We start from the raw sequence: 13,290 nt of genomic DNA, 5'->3' as shown, positions 1-13,290 counted from the left end.
AGGCGCCGGTGCCGTCAAATCCTGCAAGGAGGATCGGGACGAAATGCGGACAATTTGCGCAAAGGGGCTGACTTGGCTTGTGATTTCGCGTGGACCCGTACAATGCGAAGTGCACGGTCGATCTGTCAACTGGTGGAATCATACTGAGGTAAATTTCGACGTTTTTTCGGGTTCGCGACAACCGGCGATATGCAGCCGTCAGGCTTTTCGCCTCACAAACCGCCGCCGCAACACGAACGCCAGGGCTGTGATCACAATCACAGCGGCGGGGACGTTCCCGACACGCGCATAGATCGTCGGCGCGATGGCCGCCGGCAGGCCGGCATCGAGCACGCCTTCGATGCCGAGCCCGAGTTGCGCGACGATCCGGCCAACCGGGTCGATCACGGCCGAGATGCCCGTATTGGCGGCGCGGACCATCGGCAGGCCTTCCTCGATGGTGCGCAGCCGGGCCTGTTGCAGGTGCTGGTAAGGGCCGGTCGAGATTCCGAACCATCCGTCATTGGTGACATTGACGATCCAGCCGGGACGGTCGTCGCGGCTCACGACATTGCCGGGAAAAATCGCCTCGTAGCAGATCAGCGGCAGGGCGCGCGGTGCATTCGGAATATCGAGCGTGCGGCGGATCGTGCCGGGAATGTAGCCGCCCTGCACCTTGGTGAGCTGCACGAAGCCGAGCTTCTCCATCCAGTCCTGGAACGGCAGATATTCTCCGAACGGGACAAGATGCAGCTTGTCGTAGACCGCAAGCACGTTGCCGTCGTGGTCGATGACGTAGATGGAATTATAGGCGCGCGTCACGCGGACGCCGGGCGGCAGATCGGGCGCGCGCACCGAGCCGGTGATCAGCACGGTTCCCTTCGGCAGCAGGTCGGCGATCTGCGCCATCGCGTCGGCTTCCTTGGTCAGGAAGAACGGAAACGCGGATTCCGGCCAGATCAGGATGGTGGCATCCTTCACGCCGGTGGCGTGCGGCCCGGAGGCGCGATCCGACAGGGTGAGATATTTCTGCATCACCGCCGCCTTGGCGGAGTAGTTGAACTTGGCGTCCTGCTGCAGATCGGGCTGCATGATGCGCAGCTTGACGCCGTCGACCAACCTGGTCGGCTGCTGCGCGAGGCGGACCACGCCGAACGCCAGCATCGCCGCCAGAACCAGCACCGCGGCCACCGGCGCGCGCCACGGCTTGCGGCCGCGCGAGGCGCCATCGATCAACACGGCCGGACTTGCGAAGATCGCGACGGCCAGGAACGTCATGCCCCAGAGCCCGATCAGCGACGCGGTCTGGGCCAGCGCCAGCGGCTCGGTCAGTGCGTAGCCGAACGCATTCCACGGAAAGCCGCTGAGGAGATGGCCGCGCAGCCATTCCGAAATCGTCAGGCTGACCGCGAGCGCCAGCACGCGCGAGGCGTCGCGCGGCCAGATCAGCCGCGCCAGCGCGAAGCCGAACGCGGTGAACAAAGCGAGATAGGCAGGCAGGCCGAGCACCGCGAACGGCGTCAGCCAGGCGAAGGTGTCCGCATCGACGAAGAAGGCGTAGCCGATCCAGTACAGTCCCGGCACGAAATAGCCGAGGCCGAACCAGAAGCCGGACAGCGCCGCGGCAGGCAGACCGCGCCAGCGGCCGGCCGCGCTGCCGTCGATCAGCCAGACCGCGATGGAAAAGGTGAGAAACAGAACCGGCCAGGCGTTGAACGGCGCCATCGCCAGCGCAGACAGCGCGCCGGCCGCGAGCGCGAGGACGGCGCGTTTCCATCCCCAGGTCAGGATGATTGCAAGGCCGATCGATCGGAGCTTGTCGGACAGCCTCACTGCGGACCGGCTCCCTCGCCGGGCGGCGGCAGGTTGTCATTCGCCTGCGGGTTTCCGGAGTCCGGCGCCTGCTCGCGGCGCCGCTCGCGCTCCTTGCGCGGCGTCGGCCGTTCCTTGCGCGCGCTGATGCGCACGCGCTTGACCCGCCGCGGATCGGCGTCGAGCACCTCGACCTCGTAATTGCCGGGTCCCGAAATCACCTCGCCGCGCACCGGCAGGCGTCCGACGAACGATACGAGGTAACCGCCGAGCGTCTCGACCTCCTCGCCGGCGTCGCCGATCACGAAATCCTCGCCGATCACCGAGCGGACATCGTCGAGGCTGGCGCGCGCATCGGCGATGAAGGAGCTGTCCGGCTGGCGCACGATGGACGGCGGCTCGTCGGAATCGTGCTCGTCGTCGATCTCGCCGACGATCTGCTCGACGATATCCTCGATCGACACCAGTCCGTCGGTGCCGCCATATTCGTCGACCACCAAAGCGAGATGGATCCGCGAGGCCTGCATCTGCGCCAGCAGGTCGATCGCGCGCATCGACGGCGGGATATAGAGCAGCTTGCGGATGATGTTGGCTTCCGACAGCGGCAGCGCGAGATCGACGCTGCGCAGATCGAGCCCCGCCGGGAACGGCTTCTTGCGCTTCGTCTTGGTCGCGTCGGTGACGCGGGCTCTCGCGGTCATGAAGGCGAGCAGGTCGCGGATGTGCACCATGCCCTCGGGGTCGTCGAGGGTTTCGTTGTAGACGACGAGCCGCGAATGCGCCGCGCTCTCGAACAGGCTCATCAATTCGCCGAGCGGAATGTCGCGCTTGACCGCGACGATGTCGGCGCGATGCACCATGACGTCGGCGATCCGCCGCTCGTTCAGCGACAGGATGTTGCGCAGCATGGTGCGCTCGATCGCCGAGAAGCCGACATCGTCGGGCGTCGAGGCGTCGAGCACCACCTGCAAATCGTCGCGCACCGAGCCGGCCTTCCAGCCGAACAGGGTGCGGATCGCGCGCACCAGCCAGCCCTCGGCCGCCGGGCGCTGCACCTCGCCCTCATGCACCACGGCGGGCAGGTTGCTCACGTTGCGCGGGTTGTCGTGGGTCGGTTCGGAATCCGGCATGTCAGGCGGTCCGATCCGCATAGGGGTCGGGAATGCCGAGGGAAGAGAGGACCTCGCGCTCGAGCGCCTCCATGTCCTCGGCATCGTCATCGTTCTCGTGGTCGTAACCGATCAGGTGCAGGAAGCCATGCACCGCGAGATGGCTCAAATGATGGTCGAACGGTTTCCCTTCTTCATCGGCTTCCCGCCGAGTCGTCTCATAGGCGATCGCGATATCACCGAGCATGCGCGGGGCATCGTCGGGTCCGCCGGCGCCTTCGGGCTGCAGCGCCGGGAACGACAGCACGTTGGTCGGCTTGTCGATGCTGCGCCAGTTGGCGTTCAGCGTGCGGATACCGGCATCGTCGGTCAGCATCACCGCAAGCTCGGCGTCGGCGACATCGGCATCGGCGATTTCAGCGGCAGCCTCGATGGCGCGGTGGATCACCGCGTCGGCATTGGGCTCGGCCTGCCAGCATTCGGCGGTGACGAGAACCTCGGTGGCAGGAAAAGCGGACACGTTGGTTTCAAAATCTGCGTTATGGCCGGATCCCGCATCGTGCGGGCTCGCGGCCGAAGCTATTGGTCTCAAGATCTGGCGTTTGCCGGCTTTTGCGGCAATCCCTCATAGGCGGCCACGATGCGCGCCACCAATTCATGGCGGATGACGTCCTCGGCCTTGAAATGCACCTGGGCGATGCCCTCGACGCCGTCGAGCAGCTTCACGGCTTCCGTGAGGCCCGAGGCCTGGCCATGCGGCAGGTCGACCTGCGACGGGTCGCCGGTGACGATCATCCGGCTGTTCTCGCCGAGACGCGTCAGGAACATCTTCATCTGCATCGTCGTGGTGTTCTGCGCCTCGTCGAGGATGATGGCGGCATTGGTCAGGGTGCGGCCGCGCATGAAGGCGAGCGGGGCGATCTCGATCTCGTTGCCCTGCAGCGCGCGCTCGACGACGCGGGCGTCCATCAGATCGTACAGCGCGTCATAGATCGGGCGCAGATACGGATCGACCTTCTCCTTGAGGTCGCCGGGCAGGAAGCCGAGCCGCTCGCCGGCCTCGACAGCGGGCCGCGTCAGGATGATGCGATCGACCTCCTTGCGCTCGAACAGCTGCGCGGCATGGGCTACCGCGAGCCAGGTCTTGCCGGTGCCGGCCGGGCCGATGCCGAACACCAGCTCATGCCGCTTCAGGGCGCGGATGTAGGAATCCTGCGCCGCGGTGCGGGCGCGCACCGGACGCTTGCGCAGATTGATGGTCTCGAAGGTCGGCTTGGCGGTCTTGTTGTCGAATTCGAACAGCGAGCCCTGTGCGATCACGGCGCGGATCGCGCCTTCGACCTCGCCCTGATCGAGGTCGTGTCCTTCGACGGCCTGCGCGTAGAGCGTCTCCAGCACGCGCCGCGCCGCGTCGCAGCCGTCGCGGGAGCCTGCGATGGTGAGATGATTGCCGCGGGAATCGACCACGACGCCGAGCCGCCGCTCGATCAGCGCCAGATTCTGTCCGTAGGGGCCGACCAGCGCGGATGCCGCGCGGTTGTCGTCGAAATCGATGACGACCTGAGTTTCAGGGGGCCGGGTCTCAGGTGGCATTTGCATGTCGCGGTCAGGTTTGCGGCTGGGAGCGAGCGAAGACGAATCCGATGCGCTTTTGGGCAAGGATTTCAGGCTCCAATGGTCTGCGAAATGAGGCCGGGCACGGGTCGCGTCGCGAGCTCGCCGATCAGGCTGTAGCGCTCGAGGCTGTCGATCCTCACCGGGAGGACCTGGCCGATGATGTCAGGCGACGCCATCACATGGGCGGGCTGCAGATAGGCGGTGCGGCCGACGATCTGGCCCGGATTGCGCGCGGCGCGCTCGAACAGCACATCGACCGTTGTGCCAATCGCAGCCCGGTTGAAGGCCGATTGCTGGCTGTCGATCAATTCCTGAAGCCGCCCCAAGCGCTCGTCCATCTCGGCTGCTGACACTGTCTCCCGCATCTCCGCCGCCGGCGTGCCCGGTCGTGGCGAATACTTGAATGAATACGCCGCAGCGTATCCGATTTGCGTGACAAGCGCGAGGGTGGCGGAAAATTCTTCCGCGGTCTCTCCGGGGAAGCCCACGATAAAATCTGATGAAAAAGCAATGTCTTGCCGCGCGGCGCGGAACCGGTCGATGACGCGCCGGTAGTCATCGGCGGTATGCTTGCGGTTCATGGCGGCAAGGATCCGGTCCGACCCCGATTGCACCGGCAGGTGCACGAACGGCATCAATTCGGGCAAATCGCGATGGGCCGCGATCAGGGCGTCGTCGACGTCGCGCGGATGGCTGGTCGAATAGCGCAGCCGCGCGACGCCGGGGATCTCGGCGAGGCGCTGCAACAATTTGCCGAGCGGCCAGACGCGGCCGTCGGGGCCTTCGCCATGATAGGCGTTGACGTTCTGTCCGATCAGCGTGAATTCGCGCACGCCATTATCAGCGAGCTGCTTCACGTCGTCGATGATCCTGGCGACCGGACGCGAGACTTCCGCGCCGCGTGTGTAGGGCACCACGCAGAAGGTGCAGAACTTGTCGCAACCTTCCTGCACCGTGACGAAGGCGGAGATGCCGCGGGCGCGGATCGCATCCGGCTTCGGCTGCGGCAGGAAGCCGAACTTGTCCTCGACCGGGAATTCCGTTTCCAGCGCGCGGCCGTTTGCCTTGGCGCGCTTCAACAGCTCGGGCAGATGATGATAGCTCTGCGGCCCGACCACGATGTCGACGGTCGGCGCGCGATGGATGATCTCTGCGCCTTCGGCCTGCGCGACGCAGCCGGCGACCGCGATCTTCATCTCGCGGCCCGCCCGCGCGGCCTCGTCCTTGGCGACGCGCAGCCGCCCGAGCTCGGAATAGACTTTCTCCGACGCCTTCTCGCGAATGTGGCAAGTGTTGAGGATGACGAGGTCGGCGTCTTCGGCGCTCGCGGTCTCGACAAAGCCCTCGCCGGCCAGCGTGTCCGCCATGCGTTGCGCATCGTAGACATTCATCTGGCAGCCATAGGACTTGATGTGCAGCTTGCGCGGCGTCGTCATGGAACCCTGAGAGTGAAAAATGGAAACGGCGCCATCGGGGCGCCGAGGCTGAAATATAGCTTAAACCGGGGAAAATCCAGCGGTCTGGACGTCATTCCGGGGCGATGCGTCAGCATCGAACCTCAGGTGCGCAATTACGCACCGGGGAATCTCGAGATTCCGGGTTCGCTCCCTTCGGTCGCGCCCCGGAATGACCTCGCAGGGTCAGTCAGCGCTCGCCGTGGCCCCCACCCGGGCGATCAAATCGGGCAATTTCCGCATATCGGCGAAGGTGACGGCCGCGCCGGCCTGGCGCAGCATCCCCTCATGTTCCGCCGTGCAGTGGCTGCCGCCATAAAAACCGAGCACGGTCATCCCGGCGGCGCGGGCGCCGGTGACGCCGGCCACGCTGTCCTCGATCACGACGCAACGCGCGGGGGTGGCGCCCATCTGCGCCGCCGCGAACAGGAAGAGATCGGGCGCCGGCTTGCCGCGCTTGACCTGGGTGGCGGAGAAAATATGCGGCGCGAGTTGGTCGTAGAGCCCGGCGCAGGTCAAGCCGTGATGGATCTTTTCCGGCGTGCCGCTCGACGCCACGCATTTCGGTAAGCCGAGCGCGGCGATCGCCTCGCCGACATGCGCGATCGCGCTGAGATCGTCGGCATAGAAGCTCAGCGTCGCGTGCTTGACCTCGGCCTCGAAGGTCTCGGGCAGCGCGCGGCCGATCTCGCTCTCGACGATCCGCCGCGCCTCGCGGTCGGACACGCCGAGGAAGCGCTTCAGCACGCCGTCGGGTGTAATCGGAAAGCCGTGCCGCGTCAGCGTCTCCGCATGCGCGCGACAGGAGATCACCTCGCTGTCGACCAGCACGCCGTCGCAATCGAAGATGACGAGGTCGAAACTCACCCGGCTTACGACTTGCTGTCTTCGTCGAGCGGGACGCAATACAGCTCGAGACGGTGATCGACCAGCTTGTAGCCGAGCTTGCGCGCGATCTCGGCCTGCAGCTTCTCGATCTCTTCGGAGGTGAACTCGATCACCTTGCCGTCGCGCAGATTGATCAGGTGGTCGTGATGGCTCTCGGGCATCTGCTCGTAGCGCGCGCGGCCCTCGCGGAAGTCGTGGCGCTCGATGATGCCGGCATCCTCGAACAGCTTGACGGTGCGGTAGACGGTCGAGATCGAGATCTTGTCGTCGACCGCCACGCAGCGGCGGTAGAGCTCCTCGACGTCAGGGTGATCCATGGCCTCCGCCAGCACGCGTGCGATCACACGGCGCTGTTCGGTCATGCGCATGCCGGTCGCGGCGCAGCGCGCCTCGATGCCGGTATTCTTCTGCGCAGGCGTGATTTTCACCGTCGTCATGGGTCCTTGGCAGGTCCTTGGCCAGTCCTTGAGCCTTGGATGGCAGAGCAGGGCGCTGTTCTGCCATCGCGCCGATGTTACGACAAGTCGCGCCGCATCAGAAGCGCGTTCAAATGTTCCCCGCCGGGCTGCTTGTAGTAGCGTTCGCGGCGGCCGATCACGCCGAATCCGGCCTTTTCATAGAGCCGTCGCGCCGGCTGATTGTTCTCTTCCACCTCGAGGAAGATGGTGCGGATGCCGCGGCCGGCAAGATGGCCGAGATGGGTCAGCAGCAGGTCGCGCGACAGGCCGCGGCCGCGCTGATTGGAATCGATCGCAATCGACAGAATTTCGGCTTCGTCCGCCGCCATCCGCGAGACGGCAAAGCCGATCACCTTGCGTCCCTGCCGCAGCCGGTGCACCAGCGTGTTGCGCTCGGTCAGCATCGCCTCGAATTCGCCTTCGCCCCAGCCGCGATGAAACGACGCGCCGTGCAATTGCGCGAGTCGCGCCGCATCGCGCAGCGATGCGGGCTCGACCGCGGGCGGACCGCCGCCCCACCATCGTGACAGCCAGCCGATCATGTCGATCGCGGCGTGCTGATCTCGAGCCGGTCCTTCGGCGGCTTGGCGTCGGGCGCACGCAGATAGAACGGTCGCGGCGGCGCGGTTTCAGGATCCACAGCCGCGCCGATCCAGGCGACCCAGGTAATATCGGGCGCGGGCTGCCGGTCGACCTTGACCGGCGGTGCGGCGTCGGCGGGCCAGCGCTCGGCGAGGATATTGGCGGCGTTGCCGACCAGATGCAGCGCGCCGTGTTGGGAGGCCTCGAGCGCTTCCGCGATCGGCGCCACCTCCGGCTTGATGATCGGACTGCCGTCGCCGCCGACCAACTGGAAATAGACGTGATCATGCCGCGCATCGATCGCCGACAGGATCGCGGCCGCGCCATTCTCGGCGACGACGGGCGCGGCGTAGGCGGCGAGCGTCGACAGTCCGACCACCGGCTTTTCTGCGGCCAGCGCCAGGCCGCGCGCCGCCGAGAGGCCGACGCGCAGGCCCGTGAAACTGCCGGGGCCGGTGGTGACGGCGATGCGGTCGAGCCCGGCGAAGCCGATGCCGCTCTCTTTCATCACCCGAGCGATCAGCGGCATCAGCGCCTCGGCATGGCCGCGCTGCATCGCCTGCGATTCAATGGCGATTGTATTGCCGGAGGTGGTGTCGAGCACCGCCGCGGAGCAGGCGTCGAGCGCCGTATCGATGGCGAGAATCATCATGGGAGGGCGAATAGCGAATAGGGAATGGCGAACAGGGGTCTTGCGGAGAATGCTATTCGCGATTCGCCACTCGCCATTCGCCGCTCCATCACATCGGCCGGACTTCCTGCACGTCGGGCACGAAGTGCCGGAGCAGGTTCTGGATGCCGTGTTGCAGGGTTGCGGTCGATGACGGGCAGCCGGCGCAGGAGCCCTTCATGTTGAGATAGACGATGCCGTCCTTGAAGCCGCGGAAGGTGATGTCGCCGCCGTCATTGGCAACCGCGGGACGCACGCGGGTCTCGATCAGGTCCTTGATCTGCTCGACCGTCTCGGCGTCGGCCTCGTCGAAGAACTCGTCCTCCTCATCGCGGGCGTCGTCGCTGGCCGCGGTGCCGTCGGCGAGCAGCGGCGCGCCGGACATGTAGTGCTCCATGATGGCGCCGAGGATCGCGGGCTTGAGGTGCTGCCAGTCGCCGTCCGCCTTGGTCACGGTGATGAAGTCGCCGCCGTAGAACACGCCGGTGACGCCGGATACGGCGAACAGCCGTTCGGCGAGCGGCGAGCGCGCGGCGGACTCGGGCGAGGAAAATTCCATCGTCCCGCCGTCGAGCACCATGCGGCCCGGGATGAATTTCAGCGTGGCGGGATTCGGCGTGGCTTCGGTCTGAATGAACATCTGCTGTCTCCGGCGTCGCCGGTTTAAGGCCGGCGCGTTGGGTTCCATTATAGCGTTTTCGAGCGAAGTGACACCGGTTCGCGAAGAAAACGCGTCAAATCAAGGAGTCAGATGGCAACTAAAAAGCCCGCGATCAAGCCGCAAAACCGCGGTTCCAGGCGCATACCCATGCCCGGAAGCGGGTCCGGCGCCGGTAACGCGTTAGGACAGGGCGTCGATCTCGGCGTCGGTCAGGCCGCCCGGCACGATGGTTACCGGGATCGGGAATGCCCCCATGGTCTTGGCCATGGTGGTGATGATCGGCCCGGGCCCCTCGGCGCCCGGGTTGGCGGCCAGCACCAGCGCTGCAATATCGACGTCCTTGTCGATCACGTCGAGGATCTGTTCGATCGGGTCGCCCTCTCGAATCACCCGCTCCGGGGTGATCGCGGCGATGCCGTTGGCGCGGCCGGCGGCGCGGTCGAGCGCCTCGTTGGCGGCTTCCTCGGCCTCCGCGCGCATGATGTCGGCGACCCCGAGCCATTGCTGGTTCTGGTCCTCGGTCTCGATCACCCGCAGCATCACGACGCCGCCGCCGACCCGGATCGCCCACCGGCTGGCGTAATAGACCGCGCGGTCCCATTCCGCCGTGTCGTCAACGATGACGAGGCATTTCGGCTTGTGACCTGACTCGTAGCTTCGTCGCTGGGTGGTCATGCATGTCCCGGTGCTGAACCAAACCAACCCATGGTGCCATACTCCCTCGCCGTTTGGGAGAGGGAGCGCGCAGTTCCTGCCTCGCGCGTCAGCGCGGGCAGATGAAGCCGACGATGTCCTTGGTGATGCGCATGGTCTCGTCGGCGATGCCGCGGGCGCGGTTGGCGCCGTCGGCGAGGACCGCGTCGACATGGCCGGGATCGGCGACCAGCTTCTTCATCTCGGAGGCGATCGGCGCCAGTTTCGCGACGCAAACCTCGACCAGCGCGTTCTTGAAGCTGGAGAACTGCCCGCCGCCGAACTGCGTCAGCACCTCCTGCTTGGAGATGCCGGCCAGCGCCGCGTAGATGCCGACCAGGTTGTCGGCCTCGGGGCGGGTTTCCAGACCCTTCTCCTCGGACGGCAGCGGCTCCGGATCGGTCTTCGCCTTGCGGATCTTCTGCGCGATGGTGTCGGCGTCGTCGGTGAGGTTGATGCGCGAATTGTCCGACGCATCCGACTTCGACATCTTCTTGGTGCCGTCGCGCAGGCTCATCACCCGCGTCGCCGGCCCCGTGATCAGCGGCTCGGGCTGCGGGAAGAACAGGCCGTCGGCGAAACCATGACCACGAATTGAATCAGCGAAATCGTTGTTGAACTTCTGCGCGATGTCGCGGGAGAGCTCCAGATGCTGCTTCTGGTCCTCGCCGACCGGCACATGGGTCGCGCGGTAGAGCAGGATGTCGGCGGCCATCAGCACCGGATAGTCGTAGAGGCCGACCGAGGCGTTCTCGCGGTCCTTGCCTGCCTTCTCCTTGAACTGCGTCATGCGGTTCAGCCAGCCGATCCGCGCGACGCAGTTGAAGATCCAGGTCAGCTCGGCATGGCCGGCGATCTGGCTCTGGTTGAACACGATGTGCTTCTTGGCATCGATGCCGGCGGCGATGAAGGCCGCGGTGACCTCGCGGGTGTTGCGGGCGAGCTCGGCCGGGCCGCCCCAGACCTCGACGCCCTGCGTGATCGCATGCATGTCGACGACGCAATAGATGCAGTTGTGGGTCTGCTGCATCTTCACGAAGTTGACGATGGCGCCGAGGTAGTTGCCGAGGTGCAGATTGCCCGTCGGCTGGACGCCTGAGAAAACCCGTTCAACGAACGCCATGGTCTAATTCCCGGAAATGGCTAGTTTTGCCGCGTCGTTTGCCACTTAAGCTCCGCGCGCGCAAGTCAGGCGGGGCGCCTTTGCCTGACGGCGTTAACCGCCTCGCGCCAGCCGGTGACGCCGAAAAGCTGCAAGAACAGCCCGTAAGCGGCGATACCTGCCGCGATCAGCACGAGCAGGGAGGCTGCTTGCACGAAACCGTGGCTACCGGCCGACGGCAGCCCGCCCTCCGCGAACCAGAGCAGGGCGCCCATCGCGAGCGCCGCGGCCAGGATGCGCGGCAGCCGGCGGCGCGCATCGGCATCGATCGACAAGCCGAAGGTCGCGGCCCCCTTGCGGATCAGTGCCAGTGCGTTGCTCCAGGCGCCGAGCGCGATGCCTGCGGCAATTCCGCTCGCACCGAAAATCTGCCCGAGCAGAAAGGCCGCCGCGATCGTCACCACGACCGCCTTCAGCGTCGCGAGCAGCGGCGTCAGCGTGTCCTCGCGCGCAAAGAATGCCGGCGACAGCGCCTTCACCAGCACATGCGCCGGCAAGGCCAGCGTCAGCCAGATCAAGGCTTGCGCGGTTGCCGCGCTATCCTGGGCGGTGAACGCGCCGTGCTCGAACAGCATCCGCACGATCGGTTCGCTCAGCACCATCAGGCCGAGCGTCGCCGGCAGCGCCAGCCCGACCGCGAGCTCGAGGGCACGTGATTCCGCATGCGCGATTGCGCTGGATTCGCCGCTGCGCACGGCGCGCGTCATCTCCGGGATCAGCACGGTGCCCATGGCGACGCCGACAATGCCGAGCGGCAGCTCGAGCAGGCGGTTGGCGAAATAGAGCCAGGACACCGCCGACGGCGAGGTCGATGCGATCACCGCGCCTGCCACCATCAGCCATTGCGGCGCGCTACTCGCGACCATGCCGGGGATCGCGCGGCCGAGAAAGCCGCGCATGTCAGGATCGAAGGACACGCGGAGCGGCGAGGCGAGCCTTGCGCCGCGCAGCGCCAGCATCGACAGTTGCAGGAAGCCGGCGACGCCGATCGTTGCCGCCATGACAATCGCGGCCTGCGCCGGCTCCTGCTGCCGCACCAGCAGCACGGCCATCACCGATATCAGCGCGATGTTGAACAACAGCGGCGAGAACGCGGTCAGCGCGAAACGTCCCTGGGCGCTGAGCAGCGCCATCATCACGGTGACCGGGCCGGCGAAGGCGAGATAGGGCAGCATCAGCCTTGCATCGTCGACGGCGAATTGCAGCGTGTCGCGGCCGACAAAACCCGGCGCGATCGCCGCGATCACCAGCGGCATCAGCAGGCCGATGACGAGCGCGGATGCGATCACCGCGGCGCTGACGGTGCCGAGCACGCGGCCGGCAAAGGCGGTTGCCGCCTCCAAGCCGCCGGCATCGCGTGCCTTCAGCCAGGCCGGCACCAGGGCGGCATTCAGTCCGCCCTCGGACAACAGCCGTCGCACAACATTCACAAGCTGGAATGCCGCCAGGAAGGCATCCGCCACCGGTCCCGCGCCCAGCAGCGCCGCGATCGCGGAATCGCGCACGAAGCCGAGCAGTCGCGAGGCCAGCGTTCCCGAGGAGACCGTGAGGAAGGAGCGGAACATGAGGCTTGTATAGCAGTAGCAGGTATAGCTTCCAGTGGTGCCGTCTTAAACCCGTCATCCTGAGATGCGAGCGAAGCGAGCCTCGAAGGATGAATCGGCCAGAGCCGGGCCGTTCATCCTTCGAGACGCGCTGCGCGCTCCTCAGAGTCTGACTCATAAATCACCCAACCTTAGCTGCAGCCGCGAGTCTGCGGGTCAGGAGCCTGATGTGTGCAATCAGCAGCCAGGCAGCTTCGGTTGCCGCCGTCGCCTCGAAGTCCTTGGCGAGGCGGCGGCATCTGCCGAACCAAGCGAATGTGCGTTCAACCACCCACCGCCTCGGCAGAAGCTGGAAGCCTTTGACGCCTTGAGGCCGCTCGACGATCTCGACAGTCCATGGACCGCAGTCTGAGAGCGCGTCGAGGAGTTGATTTCCGCGGTAGATCCGGTCGGCAAAGACGTGGCGCAGCCGGGGGAAGTTCATCCGCACGTTCTTCAGCAGCGGTACGGCGCCATGGCAGTCCTGAACGTTGGCCGGATGAACATGAACCCCAAGGAGGAGGCCATTGGTATCAGTCACAATGTGCCGCTTGCGGCCGTAGATGCGCTTGCCTGCATCGTAGCCGCGCGGTCCGCCAGCTTGCGTGGTTGGCGCACTTTG

The 13,290-nt window shown here is 65.9% G+C and carries 14 protein-coding genes; all 14 read right to left on the bottom strand.

Features of this window, described 5'->3' with window-relative positions:
* Positions 1-198 precede the first annotated feature (198 nt).
* Positions 199-1,812: an apolipoprotein N-acyltransferase gene (gene lnt, locus Q2M23_RS38120; protein WP_316398804.1), complete on the bottom strand. Its 1,614-nt coding sequence runs from the start codon at positions 1,810-1,812 to the stop codon at positions 199-201.
* A complete protein-coding gene (locus Q2M23_RS38115; protein ID WP_076824743.1) occupies positions 1,809-2,921 on the bottom strand; it encodes a hemolysin family protein in 1,113 nt (370 codons plus the stop codon). Before Q2M23_RS38115 ends, lnt begins: the two co-directional genes overlap by 4 nt.
* 1 nt (position 2,922) lies before the next feature.
* On the bottom strand, positions 2,923-3,420 hold the full coding sequence (gene ybeY / locus Q2M23_RS38110) for an rRNA maturation RNase YbeY (protein WP_057015306.1): 498 nt from the start codon (positions 3,418-3,420) through the stop codon (positions 2,923-2,925).
* A gap of 68 nt (positions 3,421-3,488) precedes the next feature.
* Positions 3,489-4,559, bottom strand: coding sequence for a PhoH family protein (locus tag Q2M23_RS38105; RefSeq protein WP_077231173.1), 1,071 nt, complete (start codon positions 4,557-4,559; stop codon positions 3,489-3,491).
* A gap of 5 nt (positions 4,560-4,564) precedes the next feature.
* Entirely contained in the window at positions 4,565-5,953 is a 1,389-nt protein-coding gene (miaB, locus tag Q2M23_RS38100; protein WP_253588338.1) for a tRNA (N6-isopentenyl adenosine(37)-C2)-methylthiotransferase MiaB, read from the bottom strand.
* 204 nt (positions 5,954-6,157) lie between these two features.
* The gene (locus tag Q2M23_RS38095; RefSeq protein WP_057015308.1) at positions 6,158-6,838 is read right to left on the bottom strand and encodes an HAD family hydrolase; all 681 of its coding nucleotides are present in this window, start codon (positions 6,836-6,838) and stop codon (positions 6,158-6,160) included.
* A 5-nt stretch (positions 6,839-6,843) separates the two neighbouring features.
* A complete protein-coding gene (locus tag Q2M23_RS38090) occupies positions 6,844-7,296 on the bottom strand; it encodes a Fur family transcriptional regulator (RefSeq protein ID WP_016840396.1) in 453 nt (150 codons plus the stop codon).
* Positions 7,297-7,373: 77 nt separating this feature from the next.
* On the bottom strand, positions 7,374-7,859 hold the full coding sequence (gene rimI, locus Q2M23_RS38085; RefSeq protein ID WP_057015309.1) for a ribosomal protein S18-alanine N-acetyltransferase: 486 nt from the start codon (positions 7,857-7,859) through the stop codon (positions 7,374-7,376).
* Positions 7,856-8,551 (bottom strand): tRNA (adenosine(37)-N6)-threonylcarbamoyltransferase complex dimerization subunit type 1 TsaB, encoded by a 696-nt coding sequence (gene tsaB / locus Q2M23_RS38080; RefSeq protein WP_316398803.1) that lies wholly within the window; start codon positions 8,549-8,551, stop codon positions 7,856-7,858. Before tsaB ends, rimI begins: the two co-directional genes overlap by 4 nt.
* An 88-nt stretch (positions 8,552-8,639) precedes the next feature.
* Positions 8,640-9,209 (bottom strand): NifU family protein, encoded by a 570-nt coding sequence (locus tag Q2M23_RS38075; RefSeq protein WP_253588337.1) that lies wholly within the window; start codon positions 9,207-9,209, stop codon positions 8,640-8,642.
* A 201-nt stretch (positions 9,210-9,410) separates the two neighbouring features.
* Entirely contained in the window at positions 9,411-9,905 is a 495-nt protein-coding gene (locus Q2M23_RS38070) for a universal stress protein (protein ID WP_028335525.1), read from the bottom strand.
* An 88-nt stretch (positions 9,906-9,993) separates the two neighbouring features.
* Entirely contained in the window at positions 9,994-11,046 is a 1,053-nt protein-coding gene (gene trpS / locus Q2M23_RS38065; protein WP_316398802.1) for a tryptophan--tRNA ligase, read from the bottom strand.
* 65 nt (positions 11,047-11,111) lie between these two features.
* Complete coding sequence (gene murJ / locus Q2M23_RS38060; RefSeq protein WP_316398801.1) at positions 11,112-12,650, bottom strand: murein biosynthesis integral membrane protein MurJ; 1,539 nt, start codon at positions 12,648-12,650, stop codon at positions 11,112-11,114.
* Between the two features lie 160 nt (positions 12,651-12,810).
* On the bottom strand, positions 12,811-13,290 hold a 480-nt coding region (locus Q2M23_RS38055), incomplete at its 5' end, for an IS5 family transposase (protein ID WP_316398800.1).

It is taken from the genome of Bradyrhizobium sp. 33ap4, assembly GCF_032654765.1.
Lineage (GTDB): Bacteria > Pseudomonadota > Alphaproteobacteria > Rhizobiales > Xanthobacteraceae > Bradyrhizobium > Bradyrhizobium australafricanum.
This window is presented reverse-complemented; position numbering and strand designations above follow the sequence as displayed.

Coding starts and splice junctions, on each gene's coding strand:
- trpS (WP_316398802.1), bottom strand. CDS start 11,046: ATGGCGTTCGTTGAACGGGTTTTCTCAGGCGTCCAGCCGACGGGCAAT.
- rimI (WP_057015309.1), bottom strand. CDS start 7,859: ATGATCGGCTGGCTGTCACGATGGTGGGGCGGCGGTCCGCCCGCGGTC.
- Q2M23_RS38070 (WP_028335525.1), bottom strand. CDS start 9,905: ATGACCACCCAGCGACGAAGCTACGAGTCAGGTCACAAGCCGAAATGC.
- Q2M23_RS38115 (WP_076824743.1), bottom strand. CDS start 2,921: ATGCCGGATTCCGAACCGACCCACGACAACCCGCGCAACGTGAGCAAC.
- Q2M23_RS38075 (WP_253588337.1), bottom strand. CDS start 9,209: ATGTTCATTCAGACCGAAGCCACGCCGAATCCCGCCACGCTGAAATTC.
- tsaB (WP_316398803.1), bottom strand. CDS start 8,551: ATGATGATTCTCGCCATCGATACGGCGCTCGACGCCTGCTCCGCGGCG.
- miaB (WP_253588338.1), bottom strand. CDS start 5,953: ATGACGACGCCGCGCAAGCTGCACATCAAGTCCTATGGCTGCCAGATG.
- Q2M23_RS38090 (WP_016840396.1), bottom strand. CDS start 7,296: ATGACGACGGTGAAAATCACGCCTGCGCAGAAGAATACCGGCATCGAG.
- murJ (WP_316398801.1), bottom strand. CDS start 12,650: ATGTTCCGCTCCTTCCTCACGGTCTCCTCGGGAACGCTGGCCTCGCGA.